The organism is Streptomyces rubellomurinus, from assembly GCF_000961885.1.
Classification (GTDB): Bacteria; Actinomycetota; Actinomycetes; order Streptomycetales; family Streptomycetaceae; genus Kitasatospora; species Kitasatospora rubellomurina.
Window position 1 is genome coordinate 12,827 of the sequence record NZ_JZKH01000042.1, and the last position, 17,551, is coordinate 30,377.

17 protein-coding genes are annotated in these 17,551 nt (G+C 76.3%); 12 read left to right on the forward strand and 5 right to left on the reverse strand.

Annotated features, from left to right (window positions below):
• Window positions 1-209 precede the first annotated feature (209 nt).
• From VM95_RS20695 to VM95_RS20705, 3 genes are all read left to right on the forward strand, one after another.
• A complete protein-coding gene (locus VM95_RS20695) occupies window positions 210-1,487 on the forward strand; it encodes a M48 family metalloprotease (RefSeq protein WP_078860260.1) in 1,278 nt (425 codons plus the stop codon).
• Between the two features lie 30 nt (window positions 1,488-1,517).
• On the forward strand, window positions 1,518-1,940 hold the full coding sequence (locus VM95_RS20700) for a MarR family winged helix-turn-helix transcriptional regulator (RefSeq protein ID WP_045699031.1): 423 nt from the start codon (window positions 1,518-1,520) through the stop codon (window positions 1,938-1,940).
• A gap of 161 nt (window positions 1,941-2,101) precedes the next feature.
• On the forward strand, window positions 2,102-3,361 hold the full coding sequence (locus VM95_RS20705; RefSeq protein ID WP_063773535.1) for a PP2C family protein-serine/threonine phosphatase: 1,260 nt from the start codon (window positions 2,102-2,104) through the stop codon (window positions 3,359-3,361).
• 99 nt (window positions 3,362-3,460) lie between these two features.
• On the opposite strand, the gene VM95_RS20710 is transcribed toward VM95_RS20705, so the two are convergent.
• Window positions 3,461-4,945, reverse strand: coding sequence for an ABC transporter substrate-binding protein (locus tag VM95_RS20710; protein ID WP_078860264.1), 1,485 nt, complete (start codon window positions 4,943-4,945; stop codon window positions 3,461-3,463).
• Entirely contained in the window at window positions 4,936-5,547 is a 612-nt protein-coding gene (locus tag VM95_RS42680; RefSeq protein ID WP_045699033.1) for an MTB12 C-terminal domain-containing protein, read from the reverse strand. The genes VM95_RS20710 and VM95_RS42680 overlap by 10 nt, the downstream gene beginning before the upstream one ends.
• Window positions 5,548-5,694: 147 nt before the next feature.
• On the opposite strand from VM95_RS42680, the gene VM95_RS20720 reads away from it, so the two are divergent.
• The 5 genes from VM95_RS20720 to VM95_RS20735 all read left to right on the forward strand — a co-directional run bounded on the left by VM95_RS20720 (window position 5,695) and on the right by VM95_RS20735 (window position 10,804).
• On the forward strand, window positions 5,695-6,399 hold the full coding sequence (locus VM95_RS20720; protein ID WP_341846024.1) for a hypothetical protein: 705 nt from the start codon (window positions 5,695-5,697) through the stop codon (window positions 6,397-6,399).
• 12 nt (window positions 6,400-6,411) lie between these two features.
• Complete coding sequence (locus tag VM95_RS20725; protein ID WP_341846025.1) at window positions 6,412-8,460, forward strand: branched-chain amino acid ABC transporter permease; 2,049 nt, start codon at window positions 6,412-6,414, stop codon at window positions 8,458-8,460.
• Window positions 8,461-8,641: 181 nt separating this feature from the next.
• The gene (locus VM95_RS45525) at window positions 8,642-9,364 is read left to right on the forward strand and encodes an ATP-binding cassette domain-containing protein (RefSeq protein WP_167352941.1); all 723 of its coding nucleotides are present in this window, start codon (window positions 8,642-8,644) and stop codon (window positions 9,362-9,364) included.
• An 84-nt stretch (window positions 9,365-9,448) separates the two neighbouring features.
• On the forward strand, window positions 9,449-10,183 hold the full coding sequence (locus tag VM95_RS20730; protein WP_063773536.1) for an ABC transporter ATP-binding protein: 735 nt from the start codon (window positions 9,449-9,451) through the stop codon (window positions 10,181-10,183).
• A 156-nt stretch (window positions 10,184-10,339) separates the two neighbouring features.
• Window positions 10,340-10,804, forward strand: a complete 465-nt coding sequence (locus VM95_RS20735) for a hypothetical protein (RefSeq protein ID WP_045699036.1) — start codon at window positions 10,340-10,342, stop codon at window positions 10,802-10,804.
• 283 nt (window positions 10,805-11,087) lie between these two features.
• On the opposite strand, the gene VM95_RS20740 is transcribed toward VM95_RS20735, so the two are convergent.
• The 3 genes from VM95_RS20740 to VM95_RS20750 form a co-directional block, all read right to left on the reverse strand.
• The gene (locus VM95_RS20740) at window positions 11,088-11,867 is read right to left on the reverse strand and encodes a GNAT family N-acetyltransferase (RefSeq protein ID WP_045699038.1); all 780 of its coding nucleotides are present in this window, start codon (window positions 11,865-11,867) and stop codon (window positions 11,088-11,090) included.
• Between the two features lie 77 nt (window positions 11,868-11,944).
• Window positions 11,945-12,727 carry an SDR family NAD(P)-dependent oxidoreductase gene (locus tag VM95_RS20745; RefSeq protein ID WP_045699040.1) on the reverse strand — a complete coding sequence of 261 codons (783 nt, stop codon included), beginning with the start codon at window positions 12,725-12,727 and terminating at the stop codon, window positions 11,945-11,947.
• 76 nt (window positions 12,728-12,803) lie between these two features.
• Window positions 12,804-13,772 (reverse strand): quinone oxidoreductase family protein, encoded by a 969-nt coding sequence (locus tag VM95_RS20750; RefSeq protein WP_045699042.1) that lies wholly within the window; start codon window positions 13,770-13,772, stop codon window positions 12,804-12,806.
• A 174-nt stretch (window positions 13,773-13,946) separates the two neighbouring features.
• On the opposite strand from VM95_RS20750, the gene VM95_RS45250 reads away from it, so the two are divergent.
• From VM95_RS45250 to VM95_RS20770, 4 genes are all read left to right on the forward strand, one after another.
• On the forward strand, window positions 13,947-15,332 hold the full coding sequence (locus tag VM95_RS45250) for a LuxR C-terminal-related transcriptional regulator (protein WP_279616839.1): 1,386 nt from the start codon (window positions 13,947-13,949) through the stop codon (window positions 15,330-15,332).
• Between the two features lie 416 nt (window positions 15,333-15,748).
• Window positions 15,749-16,207 carry a protein-tyrosine phosphatase family protein gene (locus VM95_RS20760; RefSeq protein WP_045699044.1) on the forward strand — a complete coding sequence of 153 codons (459 nt, stop codon included), beginning with the start codon at window positions 15,749-15,751 and terminating at the stop codon, window positions 16,205-16,207.
• Between the two features lie 74 nt (window positions 16,208-16,281).
• Window positions 16,282-16,659, forward strand: a complete 378-nt coding sequence (locus tag VM95_RS20765; protein WP_045699045.1) for a hypothetical protein — start codon at window positions 16,282-16,284, stop codon at window positions 16,657-16,659.
• Window positions 16,660-16,753: 94 nt separating this feature from the next.
• A complete protein-coding gene (locus tag VM95_RS20770; RefSeq protein ID WP_107073030.1) occupies window positions 16,754-17,545 on the forward strand; it encodes a class I SAM-dependent methyltransferase in 792 nt (263 codons plus the stop codon).
• Window positions 17,546-17,551 lie beyond the last annotated feature (6 nt).

Consider the following 17,551-nt stretch of genomic DNA (forward strand, 5'->3'; position numbering starts at 1 on the left):
CTGACGCCGGCGTTGGTGCGGCCGGACGCGTCAGGGTCGCGTCCGGCCGTGCCCACGGCCGCGTCCGACCACGCCACGACGGGTGCCGGGCCGCGCGCGTTACAGTATTACGCACCCTGTCAAGCAGTAACGAGGGGGCGGGCGCGAGTCCGGGAGCGCGATGATGGGGCTCGACGCACCGGATCGCCAGGAGGAGGCGCGCGCCGAGCATGGATGCCAGCGACGGAAGCGACGGAGCAGCCCCGCCCCCCGCTCCCGACTTCACGCCCGCCGAGCGCGCCCGGGGGCGGGCACTGCGCCGGGCACAGGTGCCGTGGGTGCTCGCCGGCCGGGCCGCGGGGCTGGCGCTCAGCCTCGTCCTGGGCCTGACGTCGGCCGGGGCCGGCCTGGTGTCGGCGGCCGGCGGGTGGTTCGGCGGCTCCTGGGCCGCCGAGGTGCTGGCGGGCGCGGCCGCGCTGGTGCTGCTCGGGCAGGCGCTGCAGCTGCCGTTCGGTGCGCGGGTGCGGGCGGTGCGGGCCCGGTTCGGCCTGGTGACGCAGGGGTGGGGCGGCTGGGCGGTGGACGAGCTGCGCGGGCTGGCGCTCGCCCTCGGACTGTTCCTGCCGCTGGCGCTGGGGCTGTTCGCGCTGACCGGGTGGTCGCCCTCGCGGTGGTGGGTGCCGGCGGCGGGCGCGGCGGCTCTGCTGACCGTGGCGCTGTCCTTCCTGCACCCCCTGCTGATCGAGCCGGTGTTCAACCGCTTCACCCCGATGCCGCCGGGCGAGCTGCGCGGCGCGCTGCTGGGGCTCGCCGAGCGGGACGGGGTGCGGGTGGCGGAGGTCCTGGTGGCGGACGCCTCCCGGCGGACCAGTGCGCTCAACGCGTACGTCTCCGGCTTCGGCTCGACCCGCCGGATCGTCGCGTACGACACGCTGCTGTCGACGGCGGAGCCGCGCGAGGTGGAGCTGGTGGTGGCGCACGAGCTGGGGCACGTCAAGCACCGGGACGTGCCGACCGGCACGGCGCTGGGGGCGGTGGGCGCGGCCGCCGCCGTGGCCCTGCTCGGGCTGCTGTCGGCCTGGCGGCCGCTGCTGGACGCGGCCGGCGCCGCGGACGCGGCGGATCCGCGGGCGCTGCCGCTGCTGGCCGCGCTGGCGGTGCTGCTGGGGACACTGTCGGGGCCGGCCCAGTGCGCGGTGAGCCGCCGGATCGAGGCGCGGGCGGACCGGCACGCCCTCGAACTGACCGGGGACGTCGAGCAGTTCGTCGCGATGCAGCGCAGACTGGCGGTGGCGAACGTCGCCGATGTCGACCCGCCGAGGCTGCTTGAGCTACTGTTCGCCACTCACCCGAGTACGGCGCGCCGGATCGCCGCCGCCCGGGCCTGGCGGGCCACGGGACCGGAAACGGATCCAGGACCGGGACCGAGACCGGGACCGGGACCGGGACCGGAACCAGGACCGGGGCCTCGGGGGCCGGGCGCCACACCGGGCGGATCTGTTGTATAGTGCAACAAATTCCGAGGAGGTAGGAACGCCGTGCCCGGCCGCGAGTCGTCCATCGACACCATCCAGCGCGAGCTGACCGCCTTCGCCCGCCGTGCCCGGCACAAGGCCTCCCAGCTGCACCCCGACCTCTCGCTGGTCACCTACAGCATCCTCGACCTGATCACCGAGCGCGGCGGCAGCCGGGCCGCCGACGTCGCGGCGTACTTCATGCTCGACAAGTCGACCGTCAGCCGGCAGGTCGGCGCCCTGGAGAAGCTCGGCCTGCTGGCCCGCGAGGCCGACCCGGACGACCAGCGCGGCCAGATCCTGCGCGCCACCGACGCCGGGCTGACCCTGCTGCGGGACGCCAACGAGCAGCGCCGTCAGGCCTTCACCGCCCGGTTCACCGACTGGTCCGACGAGGACGTCGCCCGCTTCGCCGCCTACCTGGCGCGGTACGGCGCCGAGGGCTGACCCCGCGCTGACCCCGGCGCACCGCCCGGCCGCCCGCCCGACGCCCGCCCCCGGGATGCCTCGGCCGCCCCGAATGCCCCGAATGCCCGGGCGCGCCCGGCACCCGCCCGCGCGGGCCGCCCGGAATGCGCCCCACCGTCCGGACGGTGTACAGAGGAGGAGTGCCCCTCCGGCAGCGCCCCCGCGACCACCGACGCACCTGGCTCCCCGACCGCCGCGTCCTGACGGCCCTGGTCCTCGTGCTGATCGTGCTGATCACCGTCGTGGACATCCTCTCCCCGCCGCACATCCACCTCGGCCCGCTGCTGATCGTGGCCCCCGCCCTGACCGCCTCCTTCGCCGGCGCCCGCGGCACCGCGGCCGTCGCGCTGCTCGCCATCGCCGCGCTCACCGTGATCGGGGTGGCCCGGGACGGCCTCACCACCGCCAACCACCAGACCCAGCTGGGCGCGCAGCTCGTCGTCTCGGTGCTGATCGTCGGCCTGCGGGTGCTGCGCGACCGGCACGAGCGCGAACTGGCCCGGGTCCGCACCGTCTCCGAGGCCGCCCAGCGGGTGCTGCTGCGCCCGCTGCCGGAGCAGATCGGGCCGTTGCACCTCGCCTCGGTCTACCTGGCCGCCGAGGCCGAGGCGCAGGTCGGCGGCGACCTGTACGCGGCCGCGCGCACCGCCACCGGCACCCGGCTGCTGGTCGGTGACGTCCGCGGCAAGGGCCTGTCCTCGCTCGGCGACGCCGCGCTGCTGCTCGGCGCCTTCCGGGCCGCCGCCCACCTGCACGCCGAGCTGCCCGAACTGGCCGCCTACCTGGACGGCAGCGTCAGCTGGGACCTCGCCCAGCTCGCCGAGCAGTCCCGCCAGGCCCGGCTGCTCCCCTCGCCCTCGCCCGAGGTGGTCGGGGCGAGCAGCGAGGACACCGGCGAGTCCTTCATCACCGCCGTCCTGCTGGACATCCCCGACGACGGCACCGAGGTGAGCCTGATCGACTGCGGCCACCCTCCCCCGCTGCTGCTGCGCCCGGACGGCGTCACCACCGTCGCCGCCCGCCGGCCGGCCCCGCCGCTCGGGCTCGGCGAACTCGCCCCGACCCGCTACGAGGTGGAGGTGTTCCCGTTCGTCCCCGGCGACCGCCTGCTGATCTACACCGACGGCGTGATCGAAGCCCGGAACGCGCAGCGCCGCTTCTATCCGCTCGAGGAGCGCGTCACCGCCTGGCTCGGGGACCGCCCGGCCGCCCTGCTGCAGCACCTGCGCCGCGACCTGCTCGGGTACGTCGGCGGGCATCTGGACGACGACGCCGCGATCGTCCTGGTGGAACGGCTCCCGGACGACGGCGCGTCCCGCTTCCGTCTCCCGCTCAGGACCCGAACCCAGCCCCAGCCCCAGACCCAGGCCCAGCCCCGGCCTCCGGCCGATACCGGCTGACCTGCCGGGTGCCGACCGGTCAGCGCCGGTCAGCGCGGCTCGGGGCCTCCCAGGGCCGGTCAGGGCCGCTCACGGCCGCTCAGGGCCTTCCAGTGCCGCTCACGGCCGGTACGGCAGCTGCGGGACGTCGAAGCAGGTGGTGGTCATCGACGGCACCTGGGTCACCCAGCCGCCCTGGCCGCCCCGGGCGGAGTCCTGCCAGCGGGCCGCGTTCAGGCAGGCGTGGACCGGGCCGGTGGGCGGCGGCTGCGGGACGAAGGAGGCGGGCAGGATCAGGCCGTGCGCGTCGTACGGCTCGGCGCGGTTCATGAACGCCTCCACGCAGGCCCGGGTCAGCGCGGCGCCGCAGGAGCCCATCGCGTCGGCCAGCCACTGCGCCCCGGCCCAGCCCTCCAGCTCCCAGGCGGACAGCCGGCCGGCGCGGTCCGGGAGGTAACGGGCCATCGCGGCGCGGAAGTCGTGCACCGCCCGGTACTGCTCGTCCTCGTAGTTCAGGCTCGACGACGTCGCCCACAGCGCGTTGCGGCAGTTCGGCGAGGAGGCGTAGTCGGTGCGCACCGACTCGGACCAGTTCTGCACGTTGGTGACCTTCGCGGCCACCTGCACCCCCGCCTCGTCCAGCGCCCGGCACAGCGCCGCGTTGCCCCGGGTGTCCATGGCGTCGAAGAGCAGCTGCGAGCCGTCCGCCCGGACGGCCGCGGCCACCGCCTGGAAGTTCGGCAGCGCGAAGTCCACCGTCTGGAGCAGCACCCGGTACCCCTCGGCCTCCAGCCCGGCCTTCAGCTGCGCGGCGTACCGGGCCGAGTCGGCCTGGTTGTAAGCCACCACGGCGGCGCTGGCCGCGCCCAGGCGCTGCTTGAAGAACCGGAACACCTCGGTGCTCTGGTAGAGCGTGCCGTTCCAGCCGACCGAGCGGCCGTCGCGCGGCGCGGCGCTGCCGTAGATCCCGTACAGGTGCGGCCAGCGGTCGTACGCGGTGCCGATCGGCTGGCCGCCGACGTCCGGCACCGCCTTGCCGCTCACGTAGGCGGCGCCCGCGTAGTCGAGGACGCTGCCGCTGACGAAGGCGAACACGTGCGCCTGGTCGATCAGCCGGTGGACGCAGTCCTGGTTGCCGATGCCGCTGCCGCCGTCGTCGCAGGTGACCAGCCGGACGGTGCGCCCGTGCAGGCCGCCGCGGTCGTTGAGGGCCTGGAAGAACGCCTGCGCTCCGTAGCGGGGCCCGCTGAACACCTCGCTGCCGACCGGGCTGGTGAGCGAGGTGACGACGCCGATCCGGATCTCGTCGGCGGTGACGCCGGTGTCGGAGGCCGGGTTGCCGGTGGAGGCGGAGCCGGTGGGAGCGCTGGTGGGGGCGCCGGGGGTGGGGCGGGGCCGGACGGTGAAGGCGCCGTCCGGCAGCCGGGTGCCGCAGCCGGTGAGGACCAGCAGGACGGCCAGGAGCACGGCCGGGAGGACTGCCGGGACGACTGCCGGGACGACTGCCGGGCGCGCCGCCGCCGGAGCCCCCGGCCGGCCGGCGGCAGCGCGGGCGACCGACCGGGGAACGAGTCTGACGATGGGCCGGGCGGTGGTCAGCTGCATCCGGGGATCGGGGTGCCGCTGGCGCCGGCCGCCTGGGTGAGCAGGCCGCACAGCGTCGAGCGGGAGACCTTCCAGGTCCCGTTGTCGAGGACGGCCTGGCCGGTCGCGCTCGGCTCGACCACGTTGCCCTGGAGGGAGAGCGAGTAGGTGACCGTCGCGGAAGCGGCGTCGATGAACCCGACGTCGCTGACCTTCGCCTGCACCTGGCCGACCCGCGGGTCCTGCGAGAAGCCCTGCAGCGCCGGGAGCAGCACGTCGCCGCCCTGGAGCAGCTTGGCCTTGTCGGGGATGGGGGTGTTGGGGTCGAAGAACTTCTCCCAGTTGGTGGTGATCTCCGTCTTGGCGGCGGCCGGGTCGGCGGGCACGGAGTTGGCGGCGCCCGCCGACGCGCTCGCGGAGCTGGCACTCGCGCTGGCACTGGCACTCGCACTGGCACTCGCGCTCGCACTGGCGCTGGCGCTGGCGCTCGAACTCGCCGAGGAGCTGGACTTGCTGCTGCTGCACGCGGCCGCCGAGCCCGCCAGCATCAGGGCGAGCAGTGCGCTCACCGTCCGCAGGGCCGGGCCGCCGCCCGCGGGGGTTCCGCTTCGCGTCACGTGCATGGTCTGTGCTCCCTCTCGGCTGCGCCGCCCGGGTGTGCGCGGGCGGTGTGCGCGGGGTCGATGTGCGCGGGGCCCGTGCGCGGTGTCCCGGATGCTGTTCCAGGCCGATCCTGGAAACGTCTCAAGTGACACCATGAAGGCGGATCCATGGACGAATCGCAATCCGGCGGCGAAACCGCCCGCAATGCCGCGCGGATGCCGCCCGCCCGGCGCGCCGCCCGGTTCCTGCGGACGGCTCGGGGCGGGCGGGAGTGGGCCGGCTGGGTCGTGCTCGCGGTCGGCGCCGTGCTGTCCGTGCTCGGCTGGTACGGGGTCTCCGGCGAGCGTTACGCCGAGCAGCAGATCCCCTACCTGGCCTCGTCCACGGTGCCGGGCGCGGCACTGATCGTGGCCGGCGCGGTGCTCGTCGCGCTGCGGCCGGGCGGCGGCCGCTCGGGGGGCGGTTTCTCCGAAGGCGATCTGACCGACCGGCGGGTGGCGCGGCTTTACGAGCTGCTGGTCGAACCGGCGGACGGCACGGCCGACGACGACGCCGGTACGGCCGATGCCGGAGGTGCGGGCGGTGCGAGAGGGGCGACCGGTGAGGCCGGTGAGGAGGGCTGGCTCGCCGTGCCCGAGGGCGCCCACTACCACCGGCCGCAGTGCCCACTGGTCGCCGGCAAGGCCCGGGCGGCCGCGGTGGACGAGGAAGCCGTCCGGGCCCGGGAGCTGACGCCCTGCCCGCTCTGCGAACCCGCCGCGCAGGGCCCGCCCGGTACGCCCGGCGCGTCCGGCACGCCGTCGCCGTCCGACCCGCCCACCGGACCGGGCCGGCCCACCCGTCCGGGCGAACCCGCCCCGCCGACCGGCTGAACGGCGATTCCCGTGCTGACCGTCCTTCCCGGCCCGGGCACCGCCCCGCTCGCGGTGCTCGCCGCCGCCCCCGACCCGCTCACCGTCGACCTCGCGCTCGCCGGGCTCACCGTGGGCAGCGCCGCCGCGCTCAGCGGCATCGGCCTGGTCGTCTGCCACCGCGCCACCGGCGTGCTCAACATCGCCCAGGGCGCCCAGGCCATGGCCGTCGCCTACCTGCTGCGGGACCTCGTGGTGGTGCGGCACTGGCCGATGTGGCCGGCCGTCGCACTCTGCCTGCTGGTGGTCGCCCCGGCCCTCGGCGTGCTGCTGGACGTCCTGGTCTACCGGCCGCTGCAACGGCGCGGGGCCGGACCGGCCGAGACCATGGTCGCCGGGCTCGGAGTGTTCGTGCTGCTCATCGGCGCCGCCGTCCTGCTGTGGGGCGCGGCGCCGCTGGCCGGTGCCCCCTCACCGTTCGGCGGCGCGCCGATCCGGCTGCCCGGCCGGCACGGCCTGCGGCCCGACACCGTCGCCCAGTTGGTTGCCATCCTGGTGCTCGGCCTGGCCGTCGCCGCCACCACCCGCTGGACCGGGTTCGGCCTGCGGTTGCGCGCCGTCGTCGACGACCGGCGCCTCGCCGCCCTCTCCGGCGTCGACGCCGACCGGGTCTCCGCCGCCGGCTGGGCGTTCGGCACCTTCACCGCCGGGCTGGTCGGCATCGCCCTCGCGCCCTACCTGCTGCTCGACCCGTACGGGCTGCCGTTGCTGGTGATGGAGACGATGGCCGTCGCCGTCGCCGCCCGGCTGCGCAGCATCCCGGTCGCCGTCGCCACCGGGCTCGGGCTCGGCATCGCCCAGGCCGAACTGACCCGGCTGCGCCCGGCCGGGCAGCTGCTGCCGCTCGTCGAGGCCGTGCAGTCCAACCTGTTCGTGGTGGCGCTGCTCGCCACCGCGCTGCTGGCCGGGCCGCGCATCACCGGCGAGGAGCGGACGGTGAGCGCACCGCTGGCCGTCCGGCCGCTCGGCGTCGGGATTGGGAGCGGGGGCAGAGACGGGGCCGGGGATGGCGGTCGGGGGCGGCTCGCCGGGACGGTCTGCCTGGTGCTGCTCCTGCTGCCGTTCGGCTTCCGGGGCAACGACCTGCGCAGCGCCCTGCTGGTGCCCGCGCTCGCGCTGGTGCTGCTGTCCGTCGTCGTGGTGACCGGCTACGGCGGGCAGATCTCGCTCGGGCAGGCCGGGTACGCGGGCCTCGGCTCGCTCGGCACCGCGCTGCTGATGTCCGGCCGCGTCCCCGGCCTGCCGGCGCTGCCCGCCGGGCCCGCACTGCTGCTCGCCGTCCTCGCCACCGCGCCGCTCGGCCTGCTCACCGGGTGGCCCGCGATCCGGCGGCGCGGGCTGGCGCTCGCCCTGGTCACCTTCGCGGTCGGGACGGCGATGAGCCGGTTCGTCTTCGAGCAGCCGTACGCCACCACCGGGCTCCTCCTCGAACGACCGTCCTTCCTCTCCGGAGACCGCGCCTTCTACCTCGCCGAACTGCTGCTGCTCGGCGCCGGCCTGCTCGCCGTCCGGGCCCTGCACCGAGGGCGACTCGGCCGGGCGCTGACCGCGATGCGCGACCACGAGCCGGGCGCGGTCGCGGCCGGCGTCGACGTGCCCGGGCTGAAGTTGTTCGCCTTCGTCGTCGGCGCGGCGCTGGCCGCGCTCGGCGGCGGGCTGACGGGGCTCGCCGGGCGGGCCTTCGACGCGGCCTCCTTCGACCCCGTGCGGGGGCTGCTGTGGTTCGCGGCCGTGGTCGTCGTCGGGGCCGACAGCGCGCTCGGCGCCGTCCTCGCCGCCGCGCTGCTGATCGGCCTGGACGCCGGCACCGTCGCGGGCGTCTCGGCCGTCGCCATCGGCGTCCTCGCCACGGCCATCGGGCGCCTGCCCGGGGGGCTCGCCGCCCTCCCGACCAGTCGTCGGCCCGGCGGCGCCGGCGGCCCCGCTTCCGCCGCACCCCTGCCACCCGGTCGACTCTCCCCCGCCGGGCTGCGCGCCCGCGCCGCGATCACCGCCCGGCTCGCGCGGGAGCGTCAGCCATGAACCCGGCCCCGGCCGACGCCTTCCCGCCCGGGGGAACCCCGCACGGCGGCGACCTGCACGGCCCGCCCCGAGCGACACCGGCAGGCGCAGAACCCACCCCGTCCGGGCGGGCGGAGCGCGGGCAGCCCGCGCAACGCCCCGCCCGCACGGCGGCAGCCGGGAGCCCTGCCGGAGCAGCGCGGTGAACGGCCGGCTCACCGCGCGCGGGATCGTACGACGGTACGGCGGCATCGAGGCCGTCGCCGGAGTGGACCTGACCGCCCGGGCCGGACGGATCACCGCGCTGATCGGGCCCAACGGCGCCGGGAAGAGCACCCTCTTCGACTGCCTCGCCGGGACCGCCCGCCCCGACGCCGGACGGGTGCTGCTCAACGGACGGGACGTCACCCGGCTGCCCGCCCACCGGCGCGTCCGGCTCGGGCTGGCGCGGACCTTCCAGCAGATCGCCGTCTTCCCCACCCTCTCGGTGGGCGACAACGTGCGCGTCGGTGCCGAGCACCGGCAGGGCCGTACCGACCCGCGCGCGGTTGCCGCACAAACCGCCCGGGCGCTGGACCTGCTCGGCCTGCGGGACGTCGCCGCCGAGCCCGCCGGCTCCCAGCCCACCGGCACCCTGCGCCTGGTCGAACTCGCCCGTGCCCTCGCCGCCGACCCCTGCGTCCTGCTCCTCGACGAACCGGCCGCCGGACTCGACGCGGCGCAGACCTCCCGCCTGGTCGCCGTCCTCCGGGGCCTCGCCGAGCGCGGCCTGGCGCTGCTGCTGGTCGAGCACGACGCCGGCCTGGTCGCCGAACTCGCCGACACCGTCTACGCCATGGCCCAGGGGCGGCTGGTCGCCGCCGGCCCGACCGCGGCCGTCCTCACCGACCCCCGGGTCGCCGGTGCCTGGGGAGCCCGGACATGACCTCCTCCGCTGCGCACGCCGGGCCGGCCGCCCCAGCGAACGACACCCCTGACTCCCGCCGCCAGCCCCGGAGGTGACCACCCCGTGCCACCCGCAGCAGCCCTCCTCTCCGTCCGCGTCCGCTACGGCCCCCTCGAGGCCCTCCACGGGATCGACCTCGCCTTCCCCGCCGGCGCGGTGACCGTCCTGCTCGGCCGCAACGGCGCCGGGCGGACGAGCGCGCTGAACGCGCTGGCGGGGGTGGTGCGGCTGTCGGGTGGCCGGGTGCTGTGGCAGGGCCGGGACGTGAGCGGGCTGTCGGTGCATCAGCGGGTGCGCAGGGGGCTGGCCCTGGTGCCGGCCGAGCGCGGGGTGTTCGGTTCGCTGACCGTGGCCGAGAACCTGGAGCTGGCCAGGTCCGGGCGCGGCCGGGAGGAGGTGCTGGAGCTCTTCCCCGAGCTGGCACCGCTGCTGACCCGCCGGGCCGGCGAGCTCTCCGGCGGTCAGCAGCAACTCGTGGCGATCGGAGGGGCGTTGGCGGCGCGGCCGACCCTGCTGCTGCTCGACGAGCCCGAGCGCGGCCTGGCCCCCGCTGTCGCGGCCCGGCTGCACGCGCACCTGCTGGCCGGTGCGGCCGCCGGGCGGACGGTCGTGGTGGCCGCGCAGGGGCTGCCCCGCACCCTCGCCGGGGCGGCGGCCGTGTACGTGCTGCACCGGGGTGGGGTGGCCTTCGCCGGGGAACCCGGGGAGGCGGCCGCTCTCGCGGACCTCGCGGCGTTCTCGGACCTCACCGGGGCCGGCGGCTCCGCCGGGCGGACCGGGGCGCGAGCGGCCGGATGACCCGGCAGCCGGCTCCCCACGGCCCGCCGACCTCCTCCTGCCGACGCCGACGCCGACGCAGGCAGTGCCGGTGCCGGTACCGCCGGTACCATGGCCGAGCCCATGTCGATCATGGTCGGAACGGCCATGGCCGGAACGCTTGGGCCAGGGGGAGTCATGAACCACGTCCACGCACCCACCGGCGCGTTCCGCGGGGCCGGTGGCCCACTGCTGCTCGCCTGCCTCGGCTGGGCCTGCGCGGTGCCGACGCTCGTCGCGGACGACGACGTCCGCGCGCTGGTGAGCACCTGCCACGACAGCCCCGGCGCCGCCGTGTACGTGCTGCCGCTCGCCTGGGCGGGCGTGGCGCTGGGCGTCGGCGCGGTCTGCTGGGGCGGCTGGCAGCTCGCCACCGGCCTGCGGCACCGGGCGAAGCGCCGGTCCGGCCTGGGGCGCGCCCTGCTTTGCCTGGTGCTGCCGGTGGCGGCCCTCGCCGTGCCCGTCCAGTACGCGCTCGTGCGGACCGCCGCGCACGACACCGGGACGCGGCACAGCACCTGCTTCGGGCTCGGCCGGCTCACGGGGACGGCCGACCCGGTCAGGGCCACGGCAGGGGACGCTCGGGCCTCGCTCACGGTGTGACCCCCGCCACCGGGCGAGCGCGGCCAGCGCGACCCCGGTGGCGGCGGAGCCGACGACAGCGACGCCGACGACACGGGAACGGGCGCAGCGGAACAAGCGGAACGTACGGAACACGGTAGGTCTCCTCCCCCGGGAGCCCGGACGGCCCCCGTGCAGTGCCCCCACCATGACCCCCGCCACCCCCGCCGCACATGTACCGATCGGCACAACCCCGGCGCCGAAAACGCCGTGCCCCCTGCCGATCGGCAGGGGGCACGGTGCGCGGGCGGTCACACCGGAACCGTCAGGACACGCCCCGCACGTACGGCGTGGTCGTGGTCAGCCGGGCGAAGCCGAGGCGCTGCAGGATGGGGCGGCTCTGGTCGCTCGCGTCGACCTGGAGGTAGCGGTAGCCCAGCTCGGCGGCGAGCCGCGCGCGGTGGGCGACCAGGGCGCGGTAGATGCCCCGCCCGCGCCAGTCGGGCGCGGTGCCGCCGCCCCAGAGGCCGGCGAACTCGGTGCCGGGGACGAGCTCCATCCGCGCCGCGGACACCGGCCGGTCGCCGGCCATCGCGACGGTCATGGTGACGGTCTCGGAGCCCTGGGCGAGCTGGTCGAGCAGCCGCTGCCGCTGGGCCGGGTTGGGCTTGCCGAAGGCCTGCTCGGCGGCCTCGGCCATCAGGTCGACGCCGGCCGCGTCGGTGACGGGGACCAGCCGGACGCCCTCGGGCAGCACGACCTCGGTGGGCAGGTCGCGGATGTCCGCCACCATCACCGACTGCTCGTCCTCGGGGATGAACCCGGCGGCCAGCAGCCGCTCGCCCAGGTCGGCGGGCCGGTCGTGGCCGTAGGTCTTCCACTCGAACTCGAGGCCCAGCCCGGCGAAGTACCGCACCTGCGCGGCGATCACCTCGTCCGCCCCCGCCTCGTCCAGGTCCGACCAGAGGACGCCGTTCCAGTCGTGCGCGGCGCCGACCTGGCGCAGGACGGCACCGTCGCGCTCGATGCGGGTGCTGCCGCTGTCCGGCCGCGCGTCGCGTCGGAGCCGGCGGTCGAACAGGGCGAGTACGTCGTCGTGATCCATCCGCTCACTCCAGCACGGCCGGGCGCCCCCGCGCCAGCGAATTTCCGCAGGTCGCACGGCGTGTGCCGGGCACCCGCCTACTGCGCGAGGTACCCGCCGTCGACCGGCAGGACGACGCCGGTGACGAAGGACGCCTCGTCCGAGGCGAGGAACAGCACGGCGGCCGCGACCTCGGCCGGGTCGCCGAGGCGCCGCATCGGGTGCAGCCGCTCGATCGCCGCCAGGTACTCGGGCCCGCCGGGTTCGTCGCGCAGCCGGGCGACCCGCTCGGTGGCGGTGGTGCCGGGGGCGACGGCGTTGACCCGGATGCCGCGGTCCGCCCACTCGACGGCCAGGTGCTTGGTCAGCCCGGAGGCGACGAACTTGGCCGGCCCGTACACCGCCTGGCCGCGCTGGCCGGCCTCGCCGGAGATGGAGGACAGGCAGACGATCGAGCCGCCCGGCCGGTCCTGGGCGGTCATCGCCCGGATGGCGTACTTGCAGGTGAGGAACATGCCGCGGCCGTCGACGGCCATCACCCGGTCCCAGTCCTCGGCGGTGGCCTCGGTGATCTCCATCAGCGGGATGACCCCGGCGTTGGCCACCAGCACGTCGAGCCGCCCGTGCCGCTCGACGGCCGCCTCGACCATCCGGCGGGCGTCCTCGTCCCGGGCCACGTCGCCGACCACCGTGCTGACGGCGCCGGGGAGTTGGCGGACGAGCCGGTCCAACCCGGCCTCGTCGATGTCGGTCGCGACCACCGACGCGCCCTCGCGGACGAACCGTTCCGCGACGGCGCGGCCGATCCCGCTGGCCGCGCCCGTGACCACGGCCGTCCGCCCCGCCAGCCGTCCGCCGTCCGTCGCGCTCGCAATCGTCATGCGGCGGACTCTATCGACCGGCCGTCAGGTGACGTGTCACGACAGGCGGTTGAGGTGCGGACGGCCGATCGACCGGTCACACCGTCAGGACGATCTTGCCGCGCAGGTGCCCGTGCTCGCTGAGCCGGTGCGCCTCGACCGCCTCCGCCAGCGGGAGCACCCGGTGCAGCGGCAGCCGCAGGGTGCCCGCCTCGTGCAGGGCGAGCGCGGCGGCGTAGGCGCGCTGGTGGTACGGCTCGCCGCCCTCCATGCCGCCGGTGAAGCGCACGCCGTGCTCGGGCGCGCCCATCGGGTCGGCGATGGTCAGCACGCGCTGCGCGTCGCCGGCCAGTTCGATCGACAGCGGCAGCACTCCGCCCTGCCCGGCGGCGTCCAGCACCCGGTCGACCCGGCCGCCCGGGGCGGCCGCGCGCACCCGCTCGGCCAGGCCCTCGCCGTAGGTGACCGGGATCGCGCCCAGGTCGCGCAGGTGGGCGTGGTTGGCCTCGCTCGCGGTGCCGACGACGGTGATGCCGCGCGCCCGGGCGAACTGCAGCAGCACGGTGCCGACGCCACCGGCCGCGCCGTGCACCAGCAGCGTCTCGCCGGACCGCACGCCGAGGACGTCCAGGGCCCGCTCGGCGGTCTCGGCCGCCACCGGGATCGCCGCGGCCTCCGCCCAGCCGAGGGTGGCGGGCTTGTGGGCCAGCGTCGCGGCGTCCACCAGGGCGTGCTCGGCGTAGCCGCCGCCCATCGGCGCGCCGAACACCTCGTCGCCGGGGGCGAATCCGGCCACCTCCGCACCGACCGCCTCCACCACGCCGGCCAGTTCGTAGCCGGGGACGGCGGGGAAGACGACCGGGAAGAAACCGGCCATGGCGCCGCTGCGCAGCTTGTGGTCCAGCGGGTTGACGCCCACCGCGCGGACCGCGATCCGCACCTGGCCGGGGCCGGGGGCGGGCAGCTCGATCTCGACGGGGCCCAGCACGTCCGCGTCGCCGAACCGGTCGAACGCGATGGCCTTGGTGGGCGTGCCGGCCGGGGTGGCGGAGGTGGTCTCGGTCATGGGAATCCCCTTGGGTCGTAACGGGTTGTGGCGGGTTGCGGCCGGTGGCTGGTGTTCCTCCGACGTCTTCCATCCTGTGGCCTCGGCGGCGGGCCTCGGGCTGGCCTTTCGGACGGTTGCACCTGGCCGGAAGGACAGGTCGCGCCGGGCGGCCGGCGGGCTAGGCTCGGCACCATGGCCGACACGCGGGACGACGCAGCGAACGAGGACGTGATGGGCGACAGCACGGACGGCAGCAGCCGGCGGGGCCCCTGGAGCCGCCCCGAGGACGCGCTCGCGCAGGCCGTCCGGATCCTGCGCACGCCCCGGCCGGACGTGCTGCCGCGGCTGTCCGAGGTGCTCGGCACGCTCGTCCCGCACCAGGCGATCGCGCAGTTGAACGGCGTCTGCACCTTCTCCCCCGCCCGGACCCACGGCCCGGCCGAGCTCGCCGACGCGATCAGCGGCCTCGACCTGTCCCGGCTGGCCGACCTCGCCGCCGACGCCACCGCGCAGGGCCGGCCGTGGCAGGGCGAGGCCGAACTGGCCGGCCGCACCCGGACGGTGGTCGTCGCCGCGACGACGCCGGGCGGCGCCCCCGGCGCGGTGCTGGTCCTTGTCCGGGCCGACGCCGAACCGGTCGGGCCCGGCGCGCTCGCCGTCCTGCAGCAGCTGTGGGACCTCGTCATCGCCCACTCCGAGCACCGCGCCACCGACGCCGCCCCCACCCACGCGGCGATCTCCCGCGCGGCCGCCAACGCCCGCGCCCGCACCATCGCCGAGTTGACCGGCGCGCACAACGCCGCGCTCACCGCCGTCCTCGCCCCGCTGCGCTCGGCCGCCCTCGACGACGCCACCGCCCGGCGGGCCGCCACCGACCTGGCCGTCACCGCCCTGCTCGACCTGCGCCGCGCCGCCGACCTCGACCGCGCGCTCAGCGAGGAGCCCGCCGACGCCGCGTTCGCCCGGCTCGACCGGGAGTTGCGGCCGCTGCTGCGGCACACCCGGGTCCGGCTCGACGTGGCTCCCCCGGCCGGGACCGGCGCCCGGACCGTCCCCGCCGACACCGCGCACACCGCCCGCGACGCCGTCCGGGCGGCCGTGCTCGTCATGCTGGAGCAGGACCGGCTGAGCCGACTGCACGTCAGCTGGCAGCTCACCGGCGACACCCTGCGCGCGATCGTCCGCGACGACGGCCCAGGCCTGCTGCCCGCCGACGCCCTCGCCGTCCACCGCACCGCCGACCGGATCACCGCGCTCGGCGGCAGCTGCGCCGTCGAGGCCGTCCCCGGCTGGGGCACCACCGTCACCGTCGACCTGCCGCTCACCGCCCCCGAACCGGCCCTCGCCGCCGACCCGTTGGACGGCCTGCAGCCGCGCGAACGGGAGGTCCTGCTGGAGCTCGCCCAGGGGCGCCGCAACCGCGACATCGCCCAGGCGCTGCACATCAGCGAGTCGACGGTGAAGTTCCATGTCGCCAACATCCTCGGCAAGTTGGGCGTCGCCACCCGCGGCGAGGCGGCCGCCCTAGCCCACCGCGCCGGCCTGCCGGGCGCGACGGCGCTGCACGTGGCGTCCTGAGGGCTCCGACGCGCCCGTTGGTGCCGGTCGGTGCCCGTGCTCGCGCCGTGCCCCCTGCCGATCGGCAGGGGGCACGGCGTTTGCCGGTGCTGAGGTTGTGCCGATCGGTACATGTGCGACGGAGGCGGCGGGGGTCATCGTTGGGGCACTGCACGGGGGCCGTCCGGATCCCCGGGAGAGGAGCCCCACCATGTTCCGTCGTTCCCGAGTCCTCGGCGCCGTCGCCGTCGCCGGATCCGCCGTCATCATCCGGGTGGCACTGACCGCGCTCGCCCGGCGGCGGCAGCACCACGCGTCGCCCCGTGGCGACCGGGGACAGCCCTCCGGCGGCCACGAGCGAACGTCGGCGGCCGGGCCCTCCGTCGCGGGCGGGAGTGAGAGGGTGGGCGTCCGGCGACACCGTGGAAAGCGAGACCATGACCGAGCCCTCCGCCCCCAGCACCTGGGACCCGTCCGCTCCCGGCGTGCTGCGGCTGCCCTCCGGCCGGCTGCTGCGCGGCCGGGGACTGCTGCGCCCGCTGCCGCCCGGGCCCCGGCCCGACGTCGGCTACTACCTGTTGGGGCGGCCGCCGGCCCCGATGGACTGGCCGAGCACGTGGGTGCGCTGGCCGGACTTCCGGCTGCCGGCGGACCGCGCCGTCGCGGCCGAGGTGTTCCGCGAGGTCTGGGAGCGCTGTGCGGGCGAGCGCGTCGAACTCGCCTGCGCCGGCGGGCGGGGCCGCACCGGGACGGCCCTGGCCTGCATCGCCGTCCTCGACGGCGTCCCGCCCGCCGAGGCGGTGGCGTATGTGCGGACGCACTACGACCGGCACGCCGTCGAAACGCCCTGGCAGCGGAAGTTCGTGGAACGCCAGCGCCCGGCGTCAGAGGGCTGAAGCCTGGACGCCCCCCACCGGGACTCCGCGCCCGGACGGCTCGCGCCGGACCCGGCCGTGGGATCGTGCTGCCCATGAGCGAGACGTGGGTGGTCGATGACGACGGTGCCGCACCCCTCCCCTCCGGGGCGGCGGTGGAGGTGCTGCGGGCGAGGGCGGCGGCGGGGCGGCCGGAGACCTGGTTGGCGAGTTCGTGCGGGCGCTCGCTGGGGTTCGTCACGAACGGCGAGCGCGCGATGGTGGTGCTGGTGGACGGGGAGGGCGACGTCGGTGGGCAGGCCGTGGATCCGGGGGCCGAGGGGGTGAGCGGGGGGTTCGTCCTCTCGAACGGGCAGCACGACACGTACCCGGACGAGGACACCGTGCCGGTCGGGGAGGCGTTCAGGATCGTGGAGCACGTCGTGCGTACGGGATCGTGGCCTGCGGACGCGCCGGCCGCGCCGGCGGGCTAGGCTGCGACGGGTGGACAGCCTGATCGACGCGCTCAAGGGCGGCGCCCAGCCCTCAACTCCCGCCCGGGCGAACGACGCGAACGACGCGAACGAGTTGAATGCCGCGAACGACTACGACGCCTTCGCCGAGGCGTACTCGGCGGAGACCGAGAACAACATCCTCAACGCGTACCACGCGCGGCCCGCGATCGTCGCCCTCGCCGGTGATGTGACCGGCCGCCGGATCCTGGACGCCGGCTGCGGTTCCGGGCCGCTGGCCGCCGCGCTGCGCGAGCGCGGCGCCGTCGTCACCGGGGTCGACGCCAGCGCCGGGATGCTGGAGCTGGCGCGGCGGCGGCTGGGCGAGGACGCGGACCTTCACCTGGCCGACCTGAATGGCCGACTGCCCTTCGAGGACGGCGAGTTCGACGACGTCGTGTCCTCGCTGGTGCTGCACTACCTGGAGGACTGGGGGCCGGCCCTGGCCGAGCTGCGGCGCGTGCTGCGGCCCGGCGGCCGGCTGATCGCCTCGGTGCAGCACCCCTTCGTGGACTACGCGATCCAGGACCCCCGCCCGGACTACTTCGCCACCACCAGTTACACCGACGAGTGGACGTTCGACGGGCGCTCCTTCCCGGTGACGTTCTGGCGTCGGCCGCTGCACGCGATGACCGACGCCTTCACGGCGGCCGGCTTCCGCCTCGCCGTCCTCAGCGAGCCCCAACCGGACCCGGCCGCCCGCGAGTTGTTCCCCAAGGACTTCCGGGCGCTGTCGACGAAGATGAGCTTCCTGTTCTTCGTCGTCGAGGTCCCGATCGAGGCTTCGGTCGAGGCTCCGTCCGGGGCCCCGATCGAGGCTCCGTCCGAGGCCCCGGTCGAGAGCCCGCCGACCGCTCCGGCCGCCTAGGATCCT